General features: G+C 54.8%; 25 protein-coding genes. 13 read left to right on the forward strand and 12 right to left on the reverse strand.

What is annotated here, in order from left to right:
* The 6 genes from BLV48_RS03640 (at position 1) to queE (ending at position 5,399) form a co-directional block, all read left to right on the forward strand.
* Positions 1–669 (forward strand): sulfite exporter TauE/SafE family protein, encoded by a 669-nt coding sequence (locus BLV48_RS03640; protein WP_091823250.1) that lies wholly within the window; start codon positions 1–3, stop codon positions 667–669.
* 69 nt (positions 670–738) lie between these two features.
* The gene (gene hemN, locus BLV48_RS03645; protein WP_254774962.1) at positions 739–2,130 is read left to right on the forward strand and encodes an oxygen-independent coproporphyrinogen III oxidase; all 1,392 of its coding nucleotides are present in this window, start codon (positions 739–741) and stop codon (positions 2,128–2,130) included.
* Positions 2,131–2,236: 106 nt separating this feature from the next.
* Positions 2,237–3,013, forward strand: a complete 777-nt coding sequence (fnr, locus tag BLV48_RS03650; protein ID WP_091823256.1) for a fumarate/nitrate reduction transcriptional regulator Fnr — start codon at positions 2,237–2,239, stop codon at positions 3,011–3,013.
* 230 nt (positions 3,014–3,243) lie between these two features.
* A complete protein-coding gene (locus tag BLV48_RS03655; protein ID WP_091823258.1) occupies positions 3,244–3,786 on the forward strand; it encodes an adenine phosphoribosyltransferase in 543 nt (180 codons plus the stop codon).
* Positions 3,787–3,865: 79 nt separating this feature from the next.
* Entirely contained in the window at positions 3,866–4,780 is a 915-nt protein-coding gene (locus BLV48_RS03660; RefSeq protein ID WP_091823261.1) for a recombination-associated protein RdgC, read from the forward strand.
* Positions 4,767–5,399, forward strand: a complete 633-nt coding sequence (queE, locus tag BLV48_RS03665; protein WP_091823264.1) for a 7-carboxy-7-deazaguanine synthase — start codon at positions 4,767–4,769, stop codon at positions 5,397–5,399. The genes BLV48_RS03660 and queE overlap by 14 nt, the downstream gene beginning before the upstream one ends.
* Here queE and BLV48_RS03670 read toward each other — a convergent pair whose 3' ends face one another.
* A complete protein-coding gene (locus BLV48_RS03670) occupies positions 5,400–6,281 on the reverse strand; it encodes a bile acid:sodium symporter family protein (RefSeq protein WP_091823267.1) in 882 nt (293 codons plus the stop codon).
* Positions 6,282–6,626: 345 nt separating this feature from the next.
* On the opposite strand from BLV48_RS03670, the gene BLV48_RS03675 reads away from it, so the two are divergent.
* Positions 6,627–7,796: a cation diffusion facilitator family transporter gene (locus tag BLV48_RS03675; RefSeq protein ID WP_091823270.1), complete on the forward strand. Its 1,170-nt coding sequence runs from the start codon at positions 6,627–6,629 to the stop codon at positions 7,794–7,796.
* An 81-nt stretch (positions 7,797–7,877) separates the two neighbouring features.
* On the opposite strand, the gene gor is transcribed toward BLV48_RS03675, so the two are convergent.
* Positions 7,878–9,233, reverse strand: a complete 1,356-nt coding sequence (gor, locus tag BLV48_RS03680) for a glutathione-disulfide reductase (protein ID WP_091823274.1) — start codon at positions 9,231–9,233, stop codon at positions 7,878–7,880.
* Positions 9,234–9,410: 177 nt separating this feature from the next.
* On the opposite strand from gor, the gene xthA reads away from it, so the two are divergent.
* Positions 9,411–10,226, forward strand: coding sequence for an exodeoxyribonuclease III (gene xthA / locus BLV48_RS03685; protein ID WP_091823277.1), 816 nt, complete (start codon positions 9,411–9,413; stop codon positions 10,224–10,226).
* A 9-nt stretch (positions 10,227–10,235) separates the two neighbouring features.
* On the opposite strand, the gene BLV48_RS03690 is transcribed toward xthA, so the two are convergent.
* Complete coding sequence (locus BLV48_RS03690) at positions 10,236–11,174, reverse strand: universal stress protein (protein ID WP_091823280.1); 939 nt, start codon at positions 11,172–11,174, stop codon at positions 10,236–10,238.
* 147 nt (positions 11,175–11,321) lie between these two features.
* On the opposite strand from BLV48_RS03690, the gene BLV48_RS03695 reads away from it, so the two are divergent.
* Complete coding sequence (locus BLV48_RS03695) at positions 11,322–11,735, forward strand: YgaP family membrane protein (protein WP_091823283.1); 414 nt, start codon at positions 11,322–11,324, stop codon at positions 11,733–11,735.
* A gap of 103 nt (positions 11,736–11,838) precedes the next feature.
* Entirely contained in the window at positions 11,839–13,122 is a 1,284-nt protein-coding gene (locus tag BLV48_RS03700) for a GGDEF domain-containing protein (protein WP_139253879.1), read from the forward strand.
* A gap of 38 nt (positions 13,123–13,160) precedes the next feature.
* Here the strand turns inward: BLV48_RS03700 and BLV48_RS03705 are convergent, their stop codons facing one another.
* The gene (locus tag BLV48_RS03705; RefSeq protein WP_091823289.1) at positions 13,161–14,564 is read right to left on the reverse strand and encodes a xanthine/uracil/vitamin C permease; all 1,404 of its coding nucleotides are present in this window, start codon (positions 14,562–14,564) and stop codon (positions 13,161–13,163) included.
* A 393-nt stretch (positions 14,565–14,957) separates the two neighbouring features.
* On the opposite strand from BLV48_RS03705, the gene BLV48_RS03710 reads away from it, so the two are divergent.
* Positions 14,958–15,245, forward strand: a complete 288-nt coding sequence (locus tag BLV48_RS03710) for an ArsR/SmtB family transcription factor (RefSeq protein WP_254774966.1) — start codon at positions 14,958–14,960, stop codon at positions 15,243–15,245.
* 6 nt (positions 15,246–15,251) lie between these two features.
* On the opposite strand, the gene BLV48_RS03715 is transcribed toward BLV48_RS03710, so the two are convergent.
* The 3 genes from BLV48_RS03715 to BLV48_RS03725 all read right to left on the reverse strand — a co-directional run bounded on the left by BLV48_RS03715 (position 15,252) and on the right by BLV48_RS03725 (position 19,060).
* The gene (locus tag BLV48_RS03715) at positions 15,252–15,581 is read right to left on the reverse strand and encodes a branched-chain amino acid transporter permease (RefSeq protein ID WP_091823294.1); all 330 of its coding nucleotides are present in this window, start codon (positions 15,579–15,581) and stop codon (positions 15,252–15,254) included.
* The gene (locus tag BLV48_RS03720; RefSeq protein WP_091823297.1) at positions 15,557–16,258 is read right to left on the reverse strand and encodes an AzlC family ABC transporter permease; all 702 of its coding nucleotides are present in this window, start codon (positions 16,256–16,258) and stop codon (positions 15,557–15,559) included. The genes BLV48_RS03715 and BLV48_RS03720 overlap by 25 nt, the downstream gene beginning before the upstream one ends.
* Positions 16,259–16,324: 66 nt before the next feature.
* Positions 16,325–19,060: a bifunctional acetate--CoA ligase family protein/GNAT family N-acetyltransferase gene (locus BLV48_RS03725; protein ID WP_091823817.1), complete on the reverse strand. Its 2,736-nt coding sequence runs from the start codon at positions 19,058–19,060 to the stop codon at positions 16,325–16,327.
* A gap of 217 nt (positions 19,061–19,277) precedes the next feature.
* On the opposite strand from BLV48_RS03725, the gene BLV48_RS03730 reads away from it, so the two are divergent.
* Positions 19,278–21,008 carry a PHA/PHB synthase family protein gene (locus tag BLV48_RS03730; protein WP_091823300.1) on the forward strand — a complete coding sequence of 577 codons (1,731 nt, stop codon included), beginning with the start codon at positions 19,278–19,280 and terminating at the stop codon, positions 21,006–21,008.
* Positions 21,009–21,262: 254 nt separating this feature from the next.
* A complete protein-coding gene (locus tag BLV48_RS03735) occupies positions 21,263–21,469 on the forward strand; it encodes a PA3496 family putative envelope integrity protein (protein ID WP_091823303.1) in 207 nt (68 codons plus the stop codon).
* A gap of 24 nt (positions 21,470–21,493) precedes the next feature.
* Here BLV48_RS03735 and BLV48_RS03740 read toward each other — a convergent pair whose 3' ends face one another.
* From BLV48_RS03740 to ectA, 5 genes are all read right to left on the reverse strand, one after another.
* Positions 21,494–22,456 carry a TPR end-of-group domain-containing protein gene (locus BLV48_RS03740; RefSeq protein WP_091823306.1) on the reverse strand — a complete coding sequence of 321 codons (963 nt, stop codon included), beginning with the start codon at positions 22,454–22,456 and terminating at the stop codon, positions 21,494–21,496.
* Entirely contained in the window at positions 22,444–23,874 is a 1,431-nt protein-coding gene (locus tag BLV48_RS03745; protein ID WP_091823310.1) for an aspartate kinase, read from the reverse strand. Before BLV48_RS03745 ends, BLV48_RS03740 begins: the two co-directional genes overlap by 13 nt.
* A 96-nt stretch (positions 23,875–23,970) precedes the next feature.
* On the reverse strand, positions 23,971–24,369 hold the full coding sequence (locus BLV48_RS03750; protein ID WP_091823313.1) for an ectoine synthase: 399 nt from the start codon (positions 24,367–24,369) through the stop codon (positions 23,971–23,973).
* Positions 24,370–24,450: 81 nt separating this feature from the next.
* Positions 24,451–25,725, reverse strand: coding sequence for a diaminobutyrate--2-oxoglutarate transaminase (ectB, locus tag BLV48_RS03755; protein WP_091823316.1), 1,275 nt, complete (start codon positions 25,723–25,725; stop codon positions 24,451–24,453).
* A 13-nt stretch (positions 25,726–25,738) separates the two neighbouring features.
* Positions 25,739–26,251 carry a diaminobutyrate acetyltransferase gene (ectA, locus tag BLV48_RS03760; protein ID WP_091823319.1) on the reverse strand — a complete coding sequence of 171 codons (513 nt, stop codon included), beginning with the start codon at positions 26,249–26,251 and terminating at the stop codon, positions 25,739–25,741.
* Positions 26,252–26,352: the final 101 nt, after the last annotated feature.

Genomic DNA, 26,352 nt, shown 5'->3' on the forward strand with positions numbered 1-26,352 from the left:
ATGCCTGAACCCGCCCTTCTTGCTTCCGCCCTGTTGTTTGGCCTCGCCGGCAGCACTCACTGTATCGGAATGTGCGGCGGAATCGCCGGCAGTCTGGCCATGAGTGGCGGTGAGCGAGTCCTTCGCTTTCAACTGGCCTACAATCTTGGTCGCCTGTTCAGTTATGCCCTTGCGGGTGCCCTGATCGGTCAGCTGGGCCAGCTGTTTACTCAAACGGCTGAGCTTACATTGATTCTGCGTAGCGTTGCTGCGCTCATCATGGTTGTGATGGGTTTATACATTGCCGGCTGGTGGCAGGGCGCGGCCTATCTGGAACGAGCCGGAGGTGTTGTTTGGCGCCGGTTACAGCCTTTCACCCACACCCTGCTGCCCGCCGACACCCTGCCCAAGGCGCTGCTCCTGGGCGCACTCTGGGGTTGGTTGCCGTGCGGTCTGGTCTATACGACTCTGCTCTGGGCCGGTACGGTGAGCAACAACAGCCTCACCAGTGCGAGTCTGATGCTGGTATTCGGTGCCGGTACTCTACCTGCTCTGCTCACATCGGCGCTCCTGGCACGCCAATTGAAACAGTTATTGCAACGCAGTGGCGTAAGACAGGGAGCGGGGCTTTTGGTAATTCTGTTTGGTCTGGCAACCCTGCCGTGGACCGGCCTGTTGCACCCGCATTGATATCCATCAACAACCGCCCGGTCACTCTTCCCTATAATGCCCGGCCGGCCAACAAATAGAGGTACTGAGGTGAACAACCAGACAACCATCAGTTGGGATATGGACCTGATCAAGCGTTATGACCTGTCCGGCCCCCGCTATACCTCGTACCCGACTGCGATCCAGTTCGATTCCGGCCTGAGCCCCGAGAGGTTGATCGAAACCGGGCGCTCCACAAGTGACCCTCATGCACCCTTGTCGCTGTATGTGCATATCCCTTTTTGTGCTCACGTTTGCTACTACTGCGCCTGTAACAAGGTGATCACCCGCAACCGCAAGAAAGCTCAGCCCTATCTTGATACTGTTTATCGTGAAATGGCAAAGCTGTCACAGTGGTACCGTGGAGACCGGCAGGTAAATCAGCTGCATTGGGGTGGTGGTACCCCGACGTTTATCAGCGATGATCAAATGCGTGAGCTGATGCAGGCACTGCGCAGCAATTTCAATTTGCGTGATGACGACAAGGGCGACTATTCAATTGAGATTGACCCGCGTGAAGCCAGTGACCAGACTCTGGAGGTTTTGCGCGAGATCGGCTTCAACCGTATCAGCCTTGGTGTACAGGATGTGGATGCACGGGTACAGGAGGCGGTCAATCGCGTCCAGCCCACCGAGATGACCGCGCGCGTACTGCAACGCTCGCGTGAACTGGGATTCAAATCGATCAACATGGACCTGATCTACGGCCTGCCGCATCAAAGCGAAGAAAGCTTTGCCGATACCCTCGACACCGTCATTGCCATGAGCCCTGACCGCCTGTCAGTGTTCAACTATGCGCACCTGCCGGATCGATTCCGCTCACAGAAACACATTCGTGCTGAAGACTTGCCCAGCCCCGAGACCAAGCTCAACATACTGCAAAACAGTATCAATCGCCTGCTTGAGGCCGGTTACGTTTATATAGGCATGGACCATTTCGCCAAGCCCGATGATGAGCTGGCCCTCGCCCAGGCGGAAGGCAAGCTACATCGCAACTTTCAAGGTTACACCACCCATTCCGATTGTGACCTGGTCGCCATGGGCGTATCAGCCATCAGTCAGATTGGCGATGTCTATTATCAGAACGAGCATGATATTGCCGCCTACAGTCAGGCCGTTGCTCAGCAGCAACATGCCGTCAAGCGCGGTGTAACACTGAGCCGTGATGATCATATTCGCCGCGCGGTCATTACTGAGTTGATCTGTCAATTTGAACTGGATGTTGCGGCCGTCGAGCAGCGCTTTGATATTCAGTTTGGCGATTATTTCAATGCCGAGCAGGCTGAACTGCAGCAGTTCAGTACTGATGGCTTGATCGAGTTGTCATCCAGTCGCATTCGCGTGACTGCAGCAGGCCGCCTGCTGATAAGACGCATCTGTATGGCGTTCGATGCCTATATACCGAAACATGAAGCCACACGGAGTTTCTCGCGTATCATCTAAAGTCGAGGCCCGTTAACCGGGCCCGGCGCTTCACCCTCTGGGGTAAATGTTACATAATGCGGGAAAGCACTCGCAGCGTGACGAACCCAACAATAAGGATGACCCCATGGCCGACTGGAAATCTCAAGGAAAGCTTCACAGCCTGCAACAGGTCCATTGCAAGACCTGCAGCCTGAGCTCACTCTGTCTTCCGGTATCGCTTGACCTGACCGAGATCGACCGACTCGATGATATTATCGAGAAAAGCCGCCCGCTCAAGAAAGGTGAACACCTGTTCCATCAGGGTGAACCCTTCAGCTCCGTGTATGCCCTTCGGGCCGGCACAATCAAGAGCTACACGCTCACCAATGAGGGTGAAGAGCAGATCACCGGCTTTTATTTCCCGGGCGAACTGGTCGGCCTGAGTGGATTTGATGCCGAAACCTATCCCATGTCAGCCAAGGTACTGGAAACCACGACCGTCTGTGAGATCCCCTTTGAACGTCTGGATGAGCTTTCAGGCCAACTGCCCGAACTGCGCCGTCAGATGCTGCGCAGCATGAGCAAGGAACTCCGAGATGATCAGCAAATGATGCTGTTGCTGTCGAAGAAAAATGCAGAACAACGCGTGGCAACCTTTCTGCTCAAATTGTCTCAGCGCTTCAAGGCACGCGGGTACTCTGCATCCAACTTCCGTCTGTCGATGTCACGTAACGAGATCGGCAACTATCTGGGCTTGGCCGTGGAAACCGTCAGCCGCATCTTTACGCGCTTTCAAAAGATGGACCTGATGCAAGTGGACGGCAAGGAAGTGGAGCTGACCAACCTGGACGAAATGTATCGTTTGTCTGGCGAGGCACGCCAAGGTGAATGCTCCCAGCATCAGGAAAACCAGACCAGCTGACACCATGACGGGGAAGCTGCCAACATTACCAAGCCCATCCATACGGTTGGCGGTTTATAACCGGGGCCAGTATCACGCCAATAAAAAAGGCATGGCTTCTTTCGAAGCCATGCCTCAAGTTGCACAATGAAGTAGCCATCTCAATGTGTAACCCAACGAAGCCATTACACCCTTAATCCGCCCTCGCAGCATTGAGTTATGTCAATTGAGCGCCTAACCGGGAGATATTTATGTCCTACGATGAGTTTTATGTGAAGTCTGTCATCCGTTCACTGCAGGACTGGCCCGAACCCGGTGTAACCTTTCGCGATGTAACTCCCATTTTCAAAGACCCCAAAGCGATGCGTATGGTGTCGGATGCGTTCATCCAGCGTTATATCGACAGCGACATTACGCATATTGCCTGTATTGACGCCCGTGGCTTCCTGTTTGGCGCGATCCTGGCGCACCAGCTTAACCTGCCGCTGGTGCTGGTACGCAAAAAAGGCAAGCTGCCGGGTGAAACCATTCATCAGGAATATACGCTGGAGTACGGTACCGCCGCAGTTGAAATGCAGATTGACTCGGTTGAGTCCGGTGATCGCGTACTTCTGTTCGATGACCTGATTGCTACAGGCGGCACCATTTTGGCCGCCTGCACCCTGATCAAGAAACTTGGCGCGGAGGTTATCGAGGCCGCCGCCCTGATCGACCTCCCGGACCTGCAGGGCTCAACCCGCATTCAGGAATTGGGCATCCCCGTCTACTCCCTGCTCGCCTACGAAGGCTGCTGAACTTCCCATCTGATGCACCGGGTACGCCTTCCCGGTGCACACTGTTATAATTCACCCCTTTTGCACCTCTGGAGAGTCCATGCTCTGGTTCCGTAATGCCATTGTCTATCGCTTTGAACCCACCCCTGGGTTTACCCCTGAGCACCTGAGCGAAGCCCTGTCAGAACACCCATTCACCCCCTGTGGCAGCCAGGAACTGAGTCGCAGCGGCTGGAGTGCACCGGTGAGCGAAGCTGACGAGATGCTGGTATTCAGCAGCAACGGCTTCATGCTGATCAACCTGCTGCAGGAAGAGCGCATTCTGCCCGGCAGCGTTGTACGCGAGGCATTGGATGAACGTGTTGCCCTGATTGAAGCCGAGCAAAGTCGTAAGGTCTACCGCAAAGAGAAGCTGCAACTCAAGGATGAAGTCATTCTGGACCTGCTACCACGCAGCTTTACCCGTCGTCGCCGTACATACGCCCTGCTGATGCCACAGCAGGGCTGGCTGCTGGTGGATGCCTCCTCGCACAAGCGTGCAGAAGATCTGCTGAATCAGCTGCGCCAGGCACTGGGATCACTCAAGGTACAGCTGGTACAAACTCAGGTGCAGGCCGATAAAGTCATGACAGCCTGGGTACAGGGTGAAACCATGCCACAGGGCTGGGCGCTGGAAGATGAATGTGAGCTGCGTGACCCGATGACCGAGGGCAGCAAAATCAGCGTCAAGGGCCAGGAACTGCTGTGTGACGAGATTGCAGCACATATCAGTACCGGCATGCTGGTCAAGCGGTTAGCGCTGGAATGGCAGCAGCAGATCCGGCTGGTCCTGCATGAAGACCTGAGCCTGCACCGCCTGCGCCTGTGCGATGAGTACCGTGATCAGCTCGAAGCCGACACGCCTGAAGAGGCACTCGCGGCCCGTGATACCGAACTGGCTCGCATGGGGCTCGAGTATGCCCGCCTGCTGCCTGAGCTGATCGCGGCGCTTGGAGGCGAGCATGTACAGCGTTAAGGAGATCTTCTATACGCTGCAGGGAGAAGGTGCTCAAGCAGGACGGGCAGCGGTATTCTGCCGTTTTGCCGGCTGCAACCTTTGGTCCGGCCGGGAGCAGGATCGATCTAAAGCAATCTGTGACTTCTGCGACACGGACTTTGTCGGCGTCGATGGACAAAATGGTGGTAAGTTTGCCAGCGCGGCCAAGCTTGCACAGCGGGTTCGCTCGTTCTGGCCGGACGCCCCAGACGGCAAGCCCTACGTTGTCTGCACTGGTGGAGAGCCCGCCCTGCAGCTTGATTCAGATCTGATTGACGCTCTGCACGGCGAGGGTTTTGAGATTGCCATCGAAACCAACGGTACCTGCCCTCTGCCCGAAGGTATCGACTGGATCTGCGTCAGCCCCAAGGCCGGCAGCGAACTGGTTGTACATAGCGGTAACGAGCTGAAGCTGGTCTACCCACAGCCACTGGCTCAACCCGAACGGTTCACTGAAATGCACTTTGACCATTTTTATCTGCAGCCAATGGATGGCCCTCTGCAAACTACCAATATCCGCCGCTGCATCGACTACTGCATGGCGCATCCACAGTGGAAACTGGGTCTGCAGACGCACAAGATCACCGGTATCGACTAATCATTGAATGCGCTGGCGCACCAGCACCAGATCACGGTTGCGCCAACCCACCAGCAGCAAGGCCGGCAATTGCATCAACACCCCGTAGATCAGCGCACTGGCAGACATTTCAGCACTCTGCAGCAAACCGCCCGTCACAAGCAAAGCCGTCCCCGCATTTTGAATTCCCACTTCAATACTCAGGGTCACCTGCTGCGATGCCTGTAACCGCATCAGGCGAGCCAGCAAGTAGCCACTGCCCATTGCCAAAAGTGCCAGCAGCAACGCTGCAGGCCCTACAATGGCAACCAGAGCCGGCAAGCGTCCCCAGTTGGCCGCCACAATTCCGGTAACAACCACAACCATAAACAACAGCGACAGTATCTTTACAGGCCCTTTAACCCGTTGGCTGAAGCCAGGGCTGTGGCCACTGACAAGCATGCCCAGTAACACCGGCAACAATGTCACCAGTACCAACTTCATCACCGACTCCAACACAGGAAAATCGGGCAGTACAGCGTCTCCCTGCCAATGACTCAGGGCCATCAACGTCAACAACGGTAGCGAAAAAGGCGTAATCAGGCTTGAAATGGCGGTTAGCGACACCGACAAAGCCGTGTCGCCCCGCGATAACAAGGTTAGCATGTTGGAGGTAGCGCCACCCGGTGCAAAGGTCAGTACCATCAAGCCAACGGCCAACAATGGCGGCAACTCTAGCGCCGTTACCAACATCAGCCCCAGGCAAGGCAGTAACAGCAGCTGTCCCAGCAACCCCACCAGCACAGCGCGGGGTGCCTTGAGCACACGCCGGAAGTCATCAACCCTGAGCGTCATACCAACCCCCAGCATGATGACAAACAGCGCCAGCGGCAAAAACCATTGGGTCATGACTGAGGTTTGCATTTTCGCTCCCGTGAAGGTCAAAATTCAAAGCAACATCTTAGGTTACTCTCGCCTCGAGGGACAATCGCTCACACAGACTTTACCGCCATCCCCCATTACCTCTGGGCTGGCCGGGTATACCCACATCTGCTGTGGATAACACTGTGAAAATTTGATTACCAAACGGCTTCAGCAGGCATGTTCTCTTGCTCTTCTACAGATTGATTATTTTTTGATCAACTGTATTTATTCATTTATTATCAATATGTTACATAACGCAAGTGTTAATTTTAAGGCCTTTGCGCTGGTTCTGGCCGAGTGTTGCAGGTATCATCCCCCGCTGTCGGATGAGAGAGCTTCGGATTGATGCAAGAGCAACTGGACATACGCCGCAAGGCAGCCGAAAAAGTCACCATCATTGGTGCTGTTCTGGACACCGTACTCGGCATCCTTAAAATCCTGATTGGGGTCATCGCCAACTCCACTGCGCTGGTTGCGGACGGTATCCACTCATTGTCGGACCTGGTCACCGACTTCATGGTGGTCATCGTGTTGCGTCTGTCTCACCAGGCACCTGACGAAAACCACCCCTGGGGCCATGCGCGTTTTGAAACCGTCGGCACGGTTGCGCTCGGCGTGATTCTGGTAGGTGTCGGTGGCGTGATGGCCTATGACAGTCTGCAGCTTCTGTTCAGCGAGCAACCAACAATTCTGCCCAGCTGGCCGGCACTGATCGTTGCAGCACTTTCCATTGTCAGCAAGGAATGGATCTTCCAGTACACGTTCAAGGTAGGCAAGAAGCTGGACTCTGACCTGATCATCGCCAATGCCTGGCACAGTCGTACTGATGCCTTCTCATCCATCGTCGTACTGCTGGCTGTTGCAGGCGCCATGGCCGGCATCTGGTGGCTGGACGCCCTTGCAGCAGTACTGGTTGCGCTAATGGTCGGCAAGATAGGCTGGGACCTGGTCGCCAAAAGCATTACCGAACTGGTCGACACGGCTCTGCCGGAAGAAAAGGTCACCAAACTGCGCGAGCAGGTGCTGAGTGTTGACGGCGTAATCAATGTGCACAGCTTCAAAAGTCGTCGCATGGGTAGCCAAAGCCTGTTGGAAATGCACCTTCAGGTTGCTCCTCACCTCAGTGCGGCGGAAGGGCACTTCATCGGCGACAACGTGGTGTGTCAGCTGCAGAGCCGCTTCGATGATATCAGCCATATCATTTTCCATATCGATACCTACGATGATGAAGAATTCCATGACGAGGTATTTTGCCCTGTCATGCCAACACGGCCTGAAGTCAGCCAACATCTGGACGCTATCATCAGCCGTATTCTGGGTGACAATCCCGACTACGAGCTGATCCTGTACTACCACCCTGAGTATATCGACCTGGACATCAAGGCTTCTGAGCAGTTTCACCAGCTTATGCTGCACACAGGCCTAACGGCGCGAGAGTTGCAGGAGCGTCTGCGTGAGCAACTGACCGGGTTGAACTGGTTTCGTACACTGCATCTTTGGCTGCCGCCACGATAGACAGCAGCGACTCCTCTCTGGCTGAGCAGAACGAAAAAGGCCGGGACTGATGCCCGGCCTTTTTTGCTGCTTAAGCCTGGATCACCTGACCGGCTCACGCATGGTGACAAACTCTTCCGCTGCCGTCGGGTGGATGCCAATGGTGCTGTCAAATACCGCCTTGGTTGCGCCTGCCTTGAGTGCCACACCGATACCCTGAATGATCTCACCGGCTTCTGCGCCCACCATGTGTACGCCAAGCACGCGATCGGTGTCAGCATCCACAATCATTTTCATCAAGGTGCGCTCGTCACTGCCGCTTAACGTGTGCTTGAGCGCACGAAACTCGGAGCGGAACACCTGAATATTGCTGTACTGCTCACGCGCCTGCTCTTCACTCAGACCAACCGTTCCGATATTGGGCTGACAGAATACGGCCGTGGGGATCAGGTCGTAATCCACCTTGGGTGAACCCTTGGCATAGAGGCTTCGCACCAGCGCCATGCCTTCGGCCAACGCCACAGGGGTCAGCTGCACCCGGTCAATCACATCACCGATGGCATAGATCGACGGCACCGAGGTCTGAAACTGATCGTTGACGATTACGGCTCCGTTTTTTGCCTGTGCAACGCCCAGTGCTTCAAGTCCAAGCCCATCGGTATTGGGTACACGACCGGTGGCGTACAGTATCTGATCGGCTTCCAGGATACGTCCATCCGTCAGGCGGGCACTCAAGCGGCCGCTGGCTAACCGCTCAATCGACTCGATATTGGTATTGAAGCTGAGGTTTACACCCTTCTTCGCCACTTCCTGGGCCGTAAATTCTCGCACTTCCTGATCAAACCCGCGCAGAAACAGCTCACCGCGATAGATCAGCTCAGTGCGCGCACCCAGGCCTGCAAATATGCCGGCAAACTCGACCGCAATGTAGCCTCCGCCAACGACGATCACATCCTCGGGGAACTGTTCCAGATCAAACACTTCGTTGGAGCTGATGACATGTTCCTTGCCTGGCAGGTCCGGCACAAAGGGCCAGCCTCCGGTGGCCACCAGAATCCGCTCTGCAGTATAAGTCTTGCCGTTGACACTGACCTCATTAGCCCCTGTGATGCTGGCGCGGCCATCCATCAACTCACAGCCGGCATTTTTGAGCAGGTTGGTGTAGATCCCGTTAAGACGGGCAATCTCCTGCTTTTTGTTGTCTCGCAAAGTCGCCCAGTCAAATTGGACAGACTCCGCCTTCAAGCCGTAGCCCTCGGCTTCATGCAAGGACTCAGCATAATGTGACGCATAGACATAGAGTTTTTTTGGCACGCAGCCCACGTTAACGCAGGTACCACCAAGATAGCGATCTTCGGCTACAGCTACCCGAACTCCCATGCCGGCAGCCATCCGGCCAGCACGTACACCGCCAGACCCGGCGCCAATCACAAACAGGTCATAATCGAATTCTGCCACTGTGCTCTCCTTAACAATCCACTCGTTCATTAGAGACATTGTATCGGGCTGTAACACGATAGCCCAATAGAACTGCCGCCCCGCAGTAATAGCCAAAAACTATTGCATCGCACCCACCTGGCTGGCCGTTTCTGATAATATGATTCACCTGACCCGCAGCTTCCTTCAGGACAGAGCATGAAACTGATCTCTTTCAATACCAACGGTATTCGCGCACGCATGCACCAGCTTGAGCGATTGATCGAAAAGCATCAGCCGGATGTGATCGGCATTCAGGAAACCAAGGTAGCCGATGACCAGTTCCCGCGAGAGCAGATCGAGGCGATGGGATATCACGTTGTCTATCACGGTCAAAAGGGACATTACGGCGTGTGCCTGATTTCTCGTGAGCCTGCGATTAATGTTGAATACGGTTTTCCGGGGGATGAGCCTGATGCCCAGCGCCGCATGATCATGGCCGAGTTCAACTCGACCAGCGGCAAGCCCATCAAGGTTCTTAACGGCTACTTCCCCCAGGGCGAGAACATTGCCCACGAGACAAAATTCCCGGCCAAGCGTCGTTTCTATGCTGATCTGCTGGCTTATCTGCAGTCCAGCTGCAACCCCGAGCAGCCGCTGGTGGTGATGGGTGATCTTAATATTTCGGCGGAAAACAAGGATATTGGTATCGGTGAAGTCAACCGCAAACGCTGGCTGAAAACCGGCAAAACCAGCTTCCAGCCGGTTGAGCGCGAGTGGCTTGACCAGCTTAAGCAGTGGGGCCTGGGTGACAGCTTCCGCATACTGCACCCGGAGGAGGACAACCTGTTCAGCTGGTTCGATTACCGCAGCCGTGGTTTTGACGACGATCCTCGTCGCGGCCTGCGCATTGACGCGATTATGGCCACGCCCGTATTGCTGGAGCGCTGTCGAGATGCCGGTATCGATTACGAGATACGAGGCATGGAAAAACCGTCCGACCATGCCCCTGTATGGGCCAGCTTCGAGATTTAGCCCTGCTGTCTAGAACTCTGTCACCGGGCAGTGAAAGCTGTCCGGTTTGACGATCATCAGGTCACAGCTGACCTGATCCAACAGACGCTCAGCAGAACTTCCCAGCAGCAATCGATCGATAAAACCGCGCGCCAAAGACCCCATCACCAGCACATCGATTGACTGTTCATCGATCAACTTCGGCAATGCCTGATGAAACTCACCTTCCCTAAGGTGAACGCAGGGGTCTCCGACCTCCAGTTGCAGTGGCGCAATCATTTCACCAATCCGCTGCCGGTGCTCTATTGCCACTTTTTTCTGCAGCTGCTCGTAATCCACAACCAGGTGCTCATCGAAAATGGCCGAGTGTGGCAGCGTATTGAATACGTGAATCACATGCAGTTCTCCCCCCAGCTGTGCCGCCAACCGTGTTGCATGGCTCAACAGCTTCTGATCCAGCTCAGCAGCTACATCATCAAGATGAAAAGGGTCGATGGCGGCTGCAATGCGAGGACGCTCAGACCATTGACGTGTCTTGCTTAACAGCAGTGGTGTCGGGCACTGGCGCAGCAAACGCCAGTCAGACGCCGCCAGCAACTGGCTCAGCACTCTGGGATGAGGCTCCAACGCATGCAGCACCAGCTCGGGCTGGTAGCGCAGCGCCTTGCGTACCACGCCTTCAGCTCGATCCCGATCCCAGTAGACATCCGCCCCGGCCTCAATCTCCTGCTGTACCAGCTTGTCCATATGGGACTGCAGACCTTTTTCCACCTTTCTCAAGACGGACTGAATCGCATGCTGGCGCCCATCAGCGTCGAACAGATGACTGCTGTCCAATCCCGCCGAATAGACACAGGAAAACAGTTCAACCTGACTGTCGGGCGTCAGCAGACGCCGCATCTTCTGCAGCAGCTCGCCCCGGTGCTCATCTTCAGCAAGATTCACCAATAAACGCCTGAACTCACTCATGCCGGTCTCCTGTCAGAATTTTTTCCAGCATAGCCCGACTGAAGGAGCATGGAAACGACAGCATTGGATATTCTGTCGACTTTTGACTATTAATATTAGACATTAATTATATATAATTCAGAAAATTCTAATCAAAGGAGATGCTCGATGACATTGAATGCTGCCCTGCGCCTGATGGCCGGTACCGTTGTGCTGATAAGCCTGGCACTTAGCCAATACCACTCTGCCCTCTGGCTCTGGCTGACTGCCTTTGTCGGTTTCAACCTGCTGCAGTCTGCCTTTACTCGCTGGTGCCCCGCCATCACGGTGTTTCGCTTGCTGGGCCTGAAGGAAGAGGTGTGTGACTCCAAGGGCATGAGCGTCAACCAGGGCGTTCATATTATTGCCGGCATTCTGATTCTCGCCACAAGCTTGCCCGTAGTATTGGGCATGGTCGGCCCAACCCTTTTGATCCTGCCGCTGATTATTGGGCTTAGCTTGATTCAGTCAGCCTTTACCGGCTGGTGCCCTGCCATTCTTATCGCTCGCATGATCGGATTCAAACCGACTCATCGCGCCTGACACCACACCTGCCGACTGTGCTCAACAGCACAATCGGCAGGCTCATTCTCTCCGGGCGTGTTAAACTTGCGACTCTTGCCCGGATAATGGAGTGGGTGTTCACGTGATTCTGAAACTGGCGTTGCGTTTGCTGCCGTTGCTGTTGCTGCCGGTTCCGTTTTTGCTGCGTGATCAGCTCCACCTGCTTACGCCCGGTCACCAGCTGCTGTTGAATACCCTACCCTGGCTTTTGGCGCTGATGGTGATGCTGTTGGCTATCGGCTTCAAGCATGGCCGAATTCTCCTGCTGTCACTGCACTTTGCCTGTGCCGCCACCCTGCTGCACGCCACGGCCGATGCCGGCCCCGATAATCCGGCCAGTTATGTGCTGCTGGTTTTGCTGAGTCTGTTCTGGCCTTTGGGCCAGGTTGTATTACTGCTTCTGCCTGAACGAGGCCTGCTGTCTCGCAGCGGCATGCTTCGCTGCGGCTGTTTGATTGTCATCTATCTTGTCCCGGGACTTATCTGGCTTGGGTCTCCCCAACTGCTGACACAGTTGCTGCCGCATCTGCCACTGGCATTACTCAACTTTATTGCTCCGGGACTGGCTCTTCCAACAGCTGCCTTCTGGTGGAACCTGCTCCTGTTGCTGCCCATCTGCCTGCTGCGATTGCGGCGCCAGCCTGTAGATACACTGGCAACTGCTGCACTGTCGTTCGCATTCCTGATCAGCCTTAGCCAGCCGGGACAACCTTTGCTCAACAGCGGCTATCATCTGCTGGCACAACTGTTACTGATTGGCGCTTTGATTCATCACGGCTACGGTATGGCCTTTATTGATACACTCACCGGCATTCCCGGTCGCCGCGCACTTGAACATTATCTCATTGGGCCAGGCCGACACTATTCGATTGCCATGTTGGATATCGATCATTTCAAGAAATTCAATGACCGCTATGGGCATGACATCGGAGACCAGGTATTACGGATGGTTGCATCACAGTTGAATCTGGTGCGCGGTGGCGGCAGGCTGTTTCGCTATGGTGGTGAGGAATTCACAATTGTGTTCAAGCGCCGCTCGGAGCAGGAAGCCTTTGATGCACTTGAGCAGGTACGCCAGCGTGTTGCCGACTACCCGATGAAGATACGTGATCAGAACCGGCCGGAGGATGATCAGAGTGGTCGCAATCAGCGAGGCAGCAACTCCTCTGATACCAGCATCGTAAAGGTGACGATCAGTATCGGTGTATGTCAAAACAAAGCTGGTGAAACACCGCGGGAAGTCATAAAGCGTGCCGATCAGGCTCTCTATTTGGCCAAGGAACGGGGCCGGAACTGCACTCAGGCGGGCAACAACAAGCCGGCTGCTAAGCGTCGCAAGAGCCGCACCGACTTTGCCAGAGCCTGAGCCGGCTGTGGTGCATCCCTGCACCGACAGCCCCTGTTTCAACGGTTACCGTAATCCTCGGCTATTTCTTCAATGTGTATCGGTTCTTCCGGCATCTCGCCAGCGTGTTCCTGCAATGCCTTTTTCGAGCGGCGCTCCAGCAGCAGGTAAAGAATGATACCCACAGCCAGCCCATAGGCTGCACCGTAGACTGACAGCACAACCCCCATGGTGCCGGCAACGCCCATGGAGGTGGCGTTATCGATCTGTTCAACGCCCACACTGATACAGAGATAGCCGGTGATCAGCAACGTCAGGGACAGGGCAATCGGCAGCACAGGCTTGAACAGGGTCACCAGTGGCAGCATGAACAGTGCAATAAACCCGACAATCCAGAAGATGCTGGCCCCGCTGTAGATGGTATCCATCGCCTTGCGACCGTAACGATAGCGCTCCGCAATGGTCGCCATCGCACCAGTGAACAAGGGGCCAGCCAGACCCGGATAGGGAGCCAGCAGCGAATGCATCAGGTTACGCATGGCGGTGACAAGGTGCACCCGGTCAACATTGACTTCAATTTTTTCATCAGGGCGCAGGTGGTCCACACGGTTGAGCAGGCTTTTACCCACGATGATATCGCCGAACGCGATAATATAGGCGATCACAGCGGTCGGAATTGCCATCCAGACCATCTCAAGGGATGGCAGGCCAACACCGAATACGGTGTAGTCCAGCACCTTGTCAAACGCAGGTGCAGACAGGCCAAACTGGACCTCAGGAATTGGATATTCACCTACGGCCCAACCGATGGCCATCGCCACCAACGCACCCGGGACCATACCATAGCCGGCGATTACCCTTGCCCAGCGGTGTTTTTCCGTCCAGTCACGAAATGACAGTGAAAACAGAACGTACCCGGTCACGGCACCACCGATGATCAGTGAAACCGGTGTTTGCTCAAGTCGACCACCTGCCACAATTTCACCGGATATGGCGGCAATACCCGCCCCCATCAGAATGCCACCCTTGATCGAATCCGGAAACATGTCAACAAGCTTGCTGCCCAGCCGCGTAATGCCGAGAACAAAGAAGATCAGGGTGACGACCAGCTGCAGCCCGATCAGTGCACGTATTGCTTCGGGGCCGGGCTCAAAATTGCCAAGAAACAGCACCACGACCGGAATCGCGGGTGTTATCCATCCCGGCACCATCGGAACTCCCAACACGGTTGGCAGCATAAAGCCAAAACCGCAGATCACCACAAACGCCAGTGCCACATCGTAAGGCAGGCCAAGATACTGCTCCAGCAGCGGTATCATCGCCATGCCAACCACGAACATGATCAAGGCCTGGATGGTTTCTGGCCATTCCCAGCGATGGTGAATGAATGGCAGACGAATTTTGAAAGGGCCGAACTTCCAATACGGATGCTCCTCCCCATGCTTTCGCTGATAGAGTCCCATAAGTGCTCCTCTGGCATTGACCAGTGTTTTATTTCTATTTAAGGAAAACAGGGGGCTCCCCAACCCCCTGAGAACAAGCAGGCGGAACGTTATAGGCGAAGGCAAAGCAAGTCGAGGTGTCAACAATCGACTTTAGTCGCGAGCTGCACCAAAGTATAAGGGTTTCCCCTAAATCAGCGTCACATACACGGGCGTGGGGGTCTGAAGTGTCGGCACGTTATGACATAAGAGAAGACTAATATTCGTTCTAGGTATATTAGTTAAATTGGATTAACTGTAGTGATAGGCTAGAATTGCCAACAAATAACAAGATTGGAGTATTGTGACGTGACCCACACGGACCACCGCCCTGCCGAACCTGCCCCACAGTTAAGCCCTGACAGCATCGAGATGATGAAGCAGAATGCAGCATCTGCCGCGAAACTGATGCGCGTGCTGGGCAACGACAGTCGCCTGCTGATTCTGTGTCACCTCGACGGCAAGGAGTTGTCCGTCTCTGAGCTCAATCGCTGCCTTGATCTGAGCCAGTCAGCCCTGTCGCAACATCTGGCCGTCCTGCGCCGGGATGGATTGGTACGTACCCGACGCGAGTCCCAAACCATTTTTTACTCGCTCAACGGTAACACCGCAATCACAATTATACGCACCCTGCACGACCTGTTTTGCCCCTACCAGCCCTGATATATGTCAGCCAGTGGGCATTGTCTGGATCAACAACATATAAAGACCGGTACCGGACAAAATACTGATCAGAGGATTGCGCAGCAGCCAGTGCAGCGCAGTCACAAGTCCCAGCGACAACAGCGAGGGCAATAGATATTGCCCCGTCATCAACGCATCCCTCAATGCGTACAACAGCAGCAAAACCATCAGCACAGGTGGCAAATAGCGTCCAAGGTGCTTCAACAGCGGGTGGTCAGCCCAACGATAAAGCAGCACAAAAGGCAGTGCTCGTGTCAGAAATGTGGCCAGAGCAGCCACGGCTATGACACTCAGAAGATACGCAGTCGGCTCCACGCCTCTCCTCCTCTGGCCATGATCAACAATGAAACGGCTATTCCTATGGATAACATCAGCATGTTGTCGGCACTGATCAAAAGCGCCAGCAGGCCGATTACCAGTGCCAGAACAAACACACCCGGTCGGCGCACCACCCGATATTGTTCCAATGTCAGCACCAGGAACAGTGCAGGCAGCGTGAACTCGATACCCGCCGTTGAAAAGCTGATTTGCCCACCCAGCCAGGCCCCCAGGGTACAACCGATCACCCAGTAGAGGTGATTCAGCAGTGCCAACCTGAACTGAAGCCGAGCACGCATTCGATCACAGCCGGCCTGCAGCATGGTCAGCAGCGAATAGGTTTCGTCGGTCAGGGCGTAGATCAGATACCAACGGCGCGAGCCCTGCAGTGTGAGGTTACTCAAGAGTGACAGGCCATAGACCATATGACGGGCATTCAGCAACAGTGTAGCCACGAACACTTCAACCAGACCTGCCTGATTGGCCAGCAGGCCTACTGCCATGAACTGGCCAGCCCCGGCATAGATCACCAGCCCCATCAGGGCTGCATACAGCCAGTGATACCCCAGCTCGGAAAACAGGACGCCAAAGGCCATCCCCAGCGGTATATAGCCAAACAGTACCGGCAACGAAAGACGGAAAGCGGATTGATCGGGTTCGGTTGCTGTGCTCATAATGCGTAACAATACCGGACGCCCACTCGGGAGCGTCCTGTCGGCTGGATTAGTCGGTCAAGAAGATCAGTGCTGCAGGCGGTAGATCTGCCAGTCTTCAGTGGGCTCGTTCAGCATCATTTTCATATCAACCACATCCTCTTCCATGTTGTAGCTGATCTTGAAGCCAAGCTTGCGAGCCAACCCCTGCATACCTTTATTGCTGGGCATGGTGGACCCCACCAGCTGCAAAGTGCCACGACTGGTGCAGTAATCGATGGTTTTCTGCATCAGCATTACCCCAAGCCCTTCGCCCTGCATGTCGTCCCGGATCACGATGGAAAACTCGCTGCGTATATTATCGGCATCGGTCACGGCTCGCACTACCCCCAGGGTTTCAAATCCTGCACCACTGAGTTTCGGTGCCGACACAATGAAAGCCATTTCACGGTCGTAGTCGATCTGGGTCCAGTTGGCCAGCTCCGCATGGCTGGGCACACCTCGACTGTAAAAATAACGCAGCCGGATCGACTCCGGACTAAGCGAGTTGAAAAACTCCAGGTGAGCCGGCTCATCCTCACCACGAATGGCGCGCAGAATCGCCTTGCGTCCAGAGCGACGCAGAGAGACATTCTCGTTGAGATGTTCCGGGTACGGAGAGATCGACAGCCTCGCGGCCTCACCCAGCGATACGGCGCAATCGACGGCCAGCAGACCACGCTTGTTCAGCAGCAGCGGATTGATCTCCAGACATTTCAGTTCAGGCAGATCAACCACCATTTCCGACAGGCGTATCAGTAGCTCACACAGATGATCAACATCACGCTCAACCTGATAACTGTTTTCGCTGATGATGTTGTACACCCGCGAGCGCTTGACCAGCTGACGCGCCAATGCGAAGTTCAGCGGCGGCAGCATGATATTGCGATCAGCCAGTACATCAATCGCATAGCCCCCCACACCGAACAGAATCAGTGGCCCAAAGACAGGGTCACGGGTCACACCCACATTGATCTGGAGGGATTGAAAGCCACGCTTCATCTGTTGTACCACGAAGCCGTGGGTCTGCTCTGGCTGGTACCGTTCACTCACTCTGTAGGCCAGCTTGGTGGTGGCATGGCGCACTTCGCTGATGGAGTACAGATCCAGCGCCAGATCACGCCAGCGCTGGTATGCGCTACTGTCGTAAAAGAAGGGGTACAGATTGTCCTGGTGCAGCGCCTTGACGGCTACCGAACCACCCATTTGCCGTGCCAACTCCACGACCCCGACGATATCATCGGCATAGCCGGTATTGGGTGTCGGGATTTCGTACAGATCCAACAGATCACTGGCTTCAGAGTGGGTCAGATAGTCCCGCCCTTCTGCATACGCATCCTGCAGCATCTGCCGCGCCCGCTTTCGATTTGGCAGGTTATGCAAATGGTATGGCGCCGGCGTCTGGCGCATGGCGGCCTGGTTACGGTGGTAATCAACCATCTGCATAAAGGCGTCCACCGACTCTTCCGGGGTCATAAAGGTGGGAATACCAGCTGCGTTGCAGTGGTTGCGTGCCTCGATGGCCGAAAAGCGGCCCATCCAGCAGGTCAGCACATTGCGCGGCGTCTTGCGTGCCACCTTGATCACCTCATCGGCTGTCGCAACGCTGGCAGCCATGCGTGTCGGTGCATGAATGGTCAGTACTGCATCAACGTTAGGGTCCTTGGTCAATAAACGAATGGCTTCGGCAAAACGTTCCGGGGTCGCATCGGCGTTGAGATCAACCGGGTTACGCCCATTCCACTCGGCCGGCAAAATGGCCTCAAGTGCGGTCCGAGTCTCTTCGGTAATTTCACTCAGCTTGCCCTGCTTGCGCAGCAGTCGATCATTGGCCAATGCGTTGGGGCCCATACCATTACAGACAATGGCGAGGCGCTCACCGCGCATCGGTTTCATTCGTGACAGGGTTTCCAGTGCATTGAACAGCTGGTCCGAGGTTTCAACCCGCACGGCGCCAGCTCGGCGCAGGGCCGCATCATATACACGGTCTTCATCATCGACGCCGGGGGCCAATTCCACCGACATACGACCGTCCTGGATGATATTGGATTTGAGTACCAGCACCAGCTTGTTGCGGGACGCAGCCCGTACCGCTGAGACAAAGTCGCGCGCAGAACCGATAATACGATCCATCTGCAGCAGAATGGCATGGGTGGTGGGATCTTTTGCCAGATAGTCGATAATGGCCGGCAGATCGACGTCAACACCTTCACCCAGTGTAAGAAAGTGGGAAAAACCAATCTCCTGCCCGCTGGCCCAGTCAATCATGGCCGTGCCCAGCAGCCCTGACTGACCGACATAGGCCACCTTGCCCTTGCTTATGTTCACATGCGCGTAGCTCGCATTGAGCTTTGATCCCGGTACCAGCAAACCCATGCAGTCTGGGCCCAGAATGCGAATGCCATAGGGGCGTGCTGCCTCACGGACCTCTTCGCGCAGTGAACGGGAATAATCACTGTCCGAGTTGCTCAGCCCCCCGGTCAGAATCATGGCTGCCTTGACCATATTGGCGCCAAGCTTGCGAATGATACCCGCCACGCTTTCAGGCGGTGAACAAATAATGGCCAGATCCGGCATTTCAGGCAGGTCTGACAGCGATCGATAGCAATGAACACCGTTAACCTGCTCATACCCTTGAGCGTTGACCGCCATCAGCTTACCCACATAACCACTGTCCAGCAGGTTACGCAGCACGATTCCGCCCATGCTGTCCTCGCGCTCGGAAGCACCGAAAATGGCAATGGATTCGGGTTTGAAGAAGCGTTTGAGGTATTTGGTCGACACTCGCTTTGATCCCCTGATCGCCGGCTGCGCCGGTGTGCATTCAAGCATAACGTGATATAAGCTATTCTATATTTTTCGCACCTGCAGCAAAAGTCGAAAAGTGAGGTTATTGGCAATTCGACTTTGGGTTAAAAAATAGTCATACACCGCCCCTATACTGACTGTTACTCTTAACACTAAGGTTCCGGGCCCCCACCGGACAAGAAAGGAGATTCGAATGACCCGCATGCCACTACCGGACATTAAGAACAGCATAGACCGTGTCATCCATGCTATCGAGGGACGTTACACCAACGGCATGTCGCCCGCCTCTCTGACCCTGGCCTACATGGACTGGCTGATCCATACCAGCCATTCACCAGGCAAAATGAACGAGATGCGTGAGAATATGGTGCGCAAGCTCAGTGCATTTTCTCTCTGGGCCGGCCGCGCCAGTCTTGATGCCAACGCGCCCCCTTTCATCAATCCACTGCCGGGAGACCGTCGCTTTCGTGACGAGGCCTGGAAACGCTTTCCCTACAATGTGATGTCACAGGGTTTTCTGCTGCAGGAACAGTGGTGGCACTATGCGACTACCGGAATTCCCGGCGTTGCCCCCCACCATGAGAATATGGTGTCGTTTGCCGCGCGCCAGTGGCTTGACCTGTTCTCGCCGACCAATTACCCAATGACAAACCCGCTGGTGGTAGAGAAAACCGTTAATACCGGCGGCCAGAATCTGGTACAGGGACTGCAGAACATGCTGGAGGATATCCAGCATAACCTGTTGAGTGAAACGGATGATATCGACCCCGAATTCATGCCCGGCAAGAACCTGGCGGTAACACCCGGCAAGGTCGTGTTCCGTAACCGCCTGATTGAGCTGATTCAGTACTCGCCCACAACCGACAAGGTTGCCGCCGAGCCGGTTCTGATTACACCCGCCTGGATCATGAAGTACTACATTCTTGACCTTTCCGAGCACAATTCCATGGTCAAGTACCTGGTTGACAAGGGCCACACGGTCTTCATGATCTCCTGGCACAACCCCACCGCCCAAGATCGTGACATGGGCATGGGTGATTACCTGCGCCGTGGTGTGATGGACGCACTGAAAGTGATCAACTCGGTGGTACCTGAGCAGAAGGTACACCTTGTCGGCTATTGCCTTGGGGGCACGCTTGCCACCATTGCCGCCTCAGCCATGGCACGAGACAACGATGATCGCCTGAAATCACTCAGTCTGTTTACGGCACAGACCGACTTTACTGAAGCCGGCGAGCTAATGCTGTTTATCGATGAAAGTCAGCTCAGCTATATGGAAGACCTGATGTGGGACCGCGGCTATCTGGATACACAGCAGATGGCCGGTGCCTTCACGCTGCTGCGTTCCCATGACCTTATCTGGTCGCGAATAGTCAGCGAATATCTATTGGGTGAACCGCCACACATGAACGACCTGATGGCCTGGAACGCCGACTCCACCCGCATGCCTTACAAAATGCACTCTGAGTATCTGCAGCGCCTGTTCCTGAAAAACGACCTTGCCAGCGGGCGTTTCCGTGTGGGTGATCGCGCCATCTCGCTGCGAGACATTCGCGTTCCCGTTTTCTGTGTCGCAACCCAGACCGACCATGTGGCACCGTGGCGATCTGTCTACAAGATCCATGACCTGATGAACACTGAAGTGACATTTGTACTCACCAGTGGTGGCCACAATGCCGGTATCGTCAGCGAGCCCGGCCACCCGAGACGCAGCTATCAGGTGGGTGTTCAGACTGCAGAAGACAAACATATTCCGGCTGATGACTGGCTGGTTCGTCATGAGAGCCAGGACGGCTCCTGGTGGGTGCCCTGGTGCGAATGGCTGGACAAGCACTCCGGCAGCAAAGTTGCCCCCCCGACCATGGGATCAAAGGAATATCCACCACTGACAGTGGCACCCGGCACCTACGTTTTCGAAAAGTAATCCCCAGGGGCTGCCAACCGGCAGCCCTTCTCCTCTCCTGATAGCGCATTTTCGTCTTTTTTAATCCAGGCGATAGCAATTTTTTATTTTGAAGCCGACCGGCCACTGAACTATATTCGCGGAAGTGGAGACGGGGCTCAAACCCAGTCATGACGCGGCCTCGGCGGCAACCTTAAAAACCGGTCCGAAATCGCTCCCACACCCATGACGCGGCCCTGCCGCACCTGTTAAACCTGATAAATGAGATCATGTCGATGGGCACCAAAATCCGTGTCGATCAAGTTGCAGATGACGATCTGGACGACTGGAACGAACAGTTTACCGAAGAGGAAGAGATCGGCCGCAGCCGTGTACGCTATAACGGCAAGCGCCGCCGCCAGATCGAAGACCTGATGGAAGAGCGTCGTCTGATGCGCCAAATTGGCGACATCTTCGACGACCAGGATCTCTACCTGCATTAATCCTTGAATCACGCAGCAAAGAGTCTAGTCCTCTTTGCTGCTTCCTTCCTGCTGTTGCGTAAGTACTGACACGAAATCAGGCTCCTGCGACAGTGACAGCAGACGCTGCTCCTGACGGCCCTGCTCCCGATACTCATCCGAAATCTGTACAGCCTGTTTCAGATAATCCAGCGCTATGCGGCTGGCCCCCAGGTCAGCATAGGCACAGGCCAGCTGAAAGTAGGCATGACCACTGTCAGGATCTACCGTCAAGGCACGGTTACACAGCGAGATCGCCCACTGATGCTGGTTCAGTTCGAGCGCCGCATCGGCTTTATAGGTTAGCGCTTCCGGATTATCCGGGCGCAGCTCAAGAATACGATCATACAGCCGTATTTTCTGCTCCCAGGACGTTTCCTGAGTCGCCTTGACCCATAGGGTCTGAACTTCATTGGTAATCTCCAGCTCATGCTGGTTTTCCTGAATGATGCGGGATTTGCGCAGCAGTTCCTTCTCGACTCGATCAAGCCGCTCCTCATACTCCTGCACCAGTTTGCCAACTTTTTCATCCGCAATGCTCTGTACCCGTTCACGAATCTCACGGATTGAGCTCCAGCCCACAATCAACAGGATCGATGATGCAGCTGCAATCAGATAGAAAAAATAGGTTACCGTGTCGGTTGCATAAGAGATCGAGGTGTTGGCCACCTTCAGCTCACGGTCGGTAATCTCCCGAATCATTTCGACCCGCTGCCGCTCCATATCGGAGCGCAGCGCCTTGATTTCATCGATCATGTAGCGTTCGATAAACGGATTGTAGAGCGGCTCCTGCAGTTGCTGAACGTGTTGACGCAACTCCTGACGCTGCTCCGAACGCAACTGATCAGACTCGGAAACGACCACTGCCGCCTCGGAGGCGGCAGTGGTGTCAGACGAAGGAGACTGGGCCTTTGCCGATGGCAACGCCAGCAGCAATCCAGCCATCAGCAGCGCACTCAGGCGGCGCATATAACGTCCCCGTGATCCTCCTGTTCGATCAAGGCGTGATGCAACGCACGTACCGCAGGCTCATAATCTTCCTGGTTCACGATACACTGCATCTCAACCTGACGCATGGACTGATGCAGCGCCTGTACACTGATTCCGGCAGCCGCCAATGCGGAAACCGTTTTGGCCAGAATACCAGGCACTTTCAGATCCGAGCCGATGGCCGAGACAATTGCAACCTTGTGCATCGCCACCTCGGCACTCACGTATTTTTCGCTGATCAAGCGCACAGCACGGTTGACCATCTTGCGGTTACCCGCCACAAAATAGGTGATACTGTTGGCGTCGGAATCACGGTTGACAACATAGAGCTTGAGCTCATGCAGCAGGCGCGACAGCTCAATGTCGTAGCGCGCCTCGCCCAACATATCCTGATCGAAAATTTCAATACCGAATACATTGGAACGGCCAGCGATAATCTCAACGCAGGGTTTGGCACTGCAGTAATCCGTACTGATAACAGTACCGGCATGATCAGGCTCGAACGCGTTTTTGATGCGCAGTTCAATCTCCTGTTGACGCAGGCCCTTGGCTGCCTTGGGGTGGATCGCTTCCATACCCAGGTTGGACAGCTGATCGGCCACGTCATAGTTGGTTCGACCAATCGTGACGACATTGTCCAGCCCGACAATACCCGGATCGGCTGTACTGAGGTGGAACTCCTTGTGGATTACCGCCTCGACTGCGCCCGTCTTGGTCGCGATCTTGCTGAAGGTCATCTCGCTGTAACCACGGTCGAAGGTACGCATCAGCCCTTCCTTGCAGTGGGTATAGCCGGTGACAATCGGCATTTCGCGACTGACATCAATGTCAGCAAAGCTCTGTTCGATCATGTCATCAAACGCCAGCGGCTCTTCCTGATCCCAGCCTGAAAGGTCAACAAATCGTGCATTGACGCCAGCCTTGCGCAGCGCAAGCACGCTGTTGTGTGCGCTGTGAGACTCACCAATGGCGGCCAGCATTTCGCGCACCTTCATCAGGTGGTCATCGAGCTGGAAATGACCGTAGGAGCAGAGCTCCTCCAGGTTGGACATAATCGCCTCGACATCCCCAATACGCTGGGTAATGAAGGCATCCGCTTGTGTGCGCTCGTCGGTATCACCAAACAGCTCCCGGTTGATCTCGACCATACGTGCCTTTACTTCGGCCAGCGCTTCACGCCAGGCACTTTCGTTTTCGGCGTTGGCAAAGCGGGCATAGGCACCGGGCTCACCGGTTTTCTTGTGTTCAAGGAGCAGATTGGTGATACCGCCATAGGCGGAAACAACGAAGATGCGGTTGTACAATTCCTCTCCGCTGCGGTCACCAATCAGAATAGTGTCCATCAGTTCGCTGAAGCGACTCATTGAGGTGCCGCCGATCTTCTCTACAGTATGCATGTTATATCCTGTTGGCTTCTCTCATGGATTTGCCGTTGAACGGTTGCGCTCTGGTACGGACCGGATATCCCTCAGGCGAAGGATATCCGGGGCAGATCAGGCTTCGATCGGGTCTGCATCGATCGGGTAAACGCCGTTCTCGTCATGTACTTCCTTCCCGCTCAGCGGCGGATTGAATACACAGGCTAGCTTGAGTTCGGAGCTGGCACGCAGCAGATGTTCGTCATGCTTGTCCAGAATGTACAGTGTACCCGGGCGGATTTGATAAATCTTGCCGTCAGCCAAAGTCTCGATTTCGCCTTCACCGCTGATGCAGTATACGGACTCGAAATGGTTCTGGTACCAGATGTGAGTCTCGGTACCTGCATAGATGGTGGTGATATGGAAAGAGTAGCCGCAGTTGTCATTTTTCAACTGCATACGGGTGCTTTCCCAGTTCTCGGATACGACACGACGTTCCGAATTTTCACATTCCTGCAGGGTTCTTACGATCATTGAGTCTGTTCTCCGTTGAATTTATGCAGTGTGCGGAGCGCCCGCAGGCGCTCGTGAACTTCCAGGGCAGAGGCCCGAGGTTCAGGAAGCCTTACGCTCACGTTTTTCCATGGCTGCTGCAAATGCCTTATCCAGCACTTTCATACCAAAATCGATCTGCTCATCAGTGATTACAAGCGGCACCAGGCATTTCACCACTTGGTCATGCGCACCACTGGTCTCAATTACCAACCCCTGTTCAAAGGCACCCTTGATCACCGCACCGGCCAGATCACCATCCGGGCACTCGATACCGCTCATCAGACCACGACCCTTCAGCTCCAGGGTTTTGTTGCCGTGCTTGCGAATAATCGCCTGCAGACCTTCACGCAGTTTCTTCGCCTTGCGCTGCACTTCTTTCTGGAAGCTGTCATCGCTCCAGAACGTCTTGAATGCAGTGGCAGCGGTTACGAACGCGTGGTTATTACCACGGAAAGTGCCGTTATGCTCACCCGGGCTCCAGATATCCAACTCAGGACGGAAGATGGTGACTGCAAACGGCAGACCATAGCCACTGAGGGACTTGGACAGGGTGATGATGTCAGGTTTAATGCCGACCTCTTCGAAACTGAAGAAGCGCCCTGAACGACCACAGCCGGACTGAATGTCATCGACAATCAACAGCATGTCATGGCGGCGGCATACCTTTTCAAGGTTACGCAGCCATTCAAAAGAGGCTGCGTTCAGGCCGCCCTCACCCTGGATGGTTTCCACGATTACCGCAGCAGGGTGATCAACACCACTGCTCGGATCGCTCAGCACCTGCTCCAGATATTCTGTGGTATCAACACCTTCACCCAGATAGCCGTCAAACGGCATGCGGGTAACGTCCGGCATTGAGGTTCCCATGCCACCACGATGATGCTGATTACCGGTAGCAGCCAACGCTCCACCGGTCACACCATGAAAGCCGTTGGTGAAGGAGATTATGTTGCTGCGCCCCTTAACCTTGCGCGCCAGCTTCAACGCGGCCTCTACCGAGTTTGTTCCCGTCGGCCCCGTGAACATGACTTTGAAGTCGCCCATGCCACGCGGCTCAAGGATCAGGTCGCGGAACGTATTCAGGAACTCGGCCTTAGCTTCGGTCTGCATATCCAAACCATGAGTCACGCCATCTGCCATGATGTAGTCAACCAGTGCCTGCTTGAGAACATCGTTGTTGTGGCCGTAGTTCAGTGTTCCGGCGCCGGCGAGGAAATCGACATAGTCCTTGCCCTCATCAGTGGTCAGTACAGCACCTTTCGCCTTGGTGAATGTCACCGGGAAAGAGCGGCTATATGTACGAACTTCAGATTCAGTTTTCTGGAAAATATTCATCGATTTCTCCTGGTTATGCATTCGGGGGAGTGAGCTTGAAAGGGCCTGCACGGTACAGCACTTCATCATCGTGCTTGCCTTCAAAGTGCTCATCACGTGAGAACAGGACCGAGCGCTCTACCGGCGCTGACAAGGCCGCAAACACGCGAGCAAAAAGAGTTTCCGAGGCGACGTTACCGGGCGTGATGGTGGTCTCGATAAAACGAACACCTTCAGGTGCCAAACGTTCAGCCAGCTCAAACAGCATTTTCTGGCCAAGCTTTTTACCGCGGCAACGTGAGTCGACTGCCACCTGCCAGACAAAAAGAGTGTCCGGACGATTCGGCGGACGGTAGCCGGAAATGAAACCGATCAGCTCACCGTTTTCGTCTTCCGCCGCTACTGCCGTGTCAGCGAAGTCGCTGCACTGAAGCAGATTGCAGTAGACAGAGTTGGGATCAAGCGGAGCACAACGCTCCACCAGCTTATGTAGAGCATAGCCATCAGTGGCCTTGGGTTTACGCAAAGTAATAATGTCAGATTCCATAGTATTTGATTTATTTCGCATTGCTATGGTTTTTATTATAAAACACATCTAGAATGGCATTGCAAGCTCACAAGTCATCGTAATGCTCTACATATATTAGT

The sequence above is a fragment of the Marinobacterium iners DSM 11526 genome, from assembly GCF_900107855.1.
GTDB lineage: Bacteria > Pseudomonadota > Gammaproteobacteria > Pseudomonadales > Balneatricaceae > Marinobacterium > Marinobacterium iners.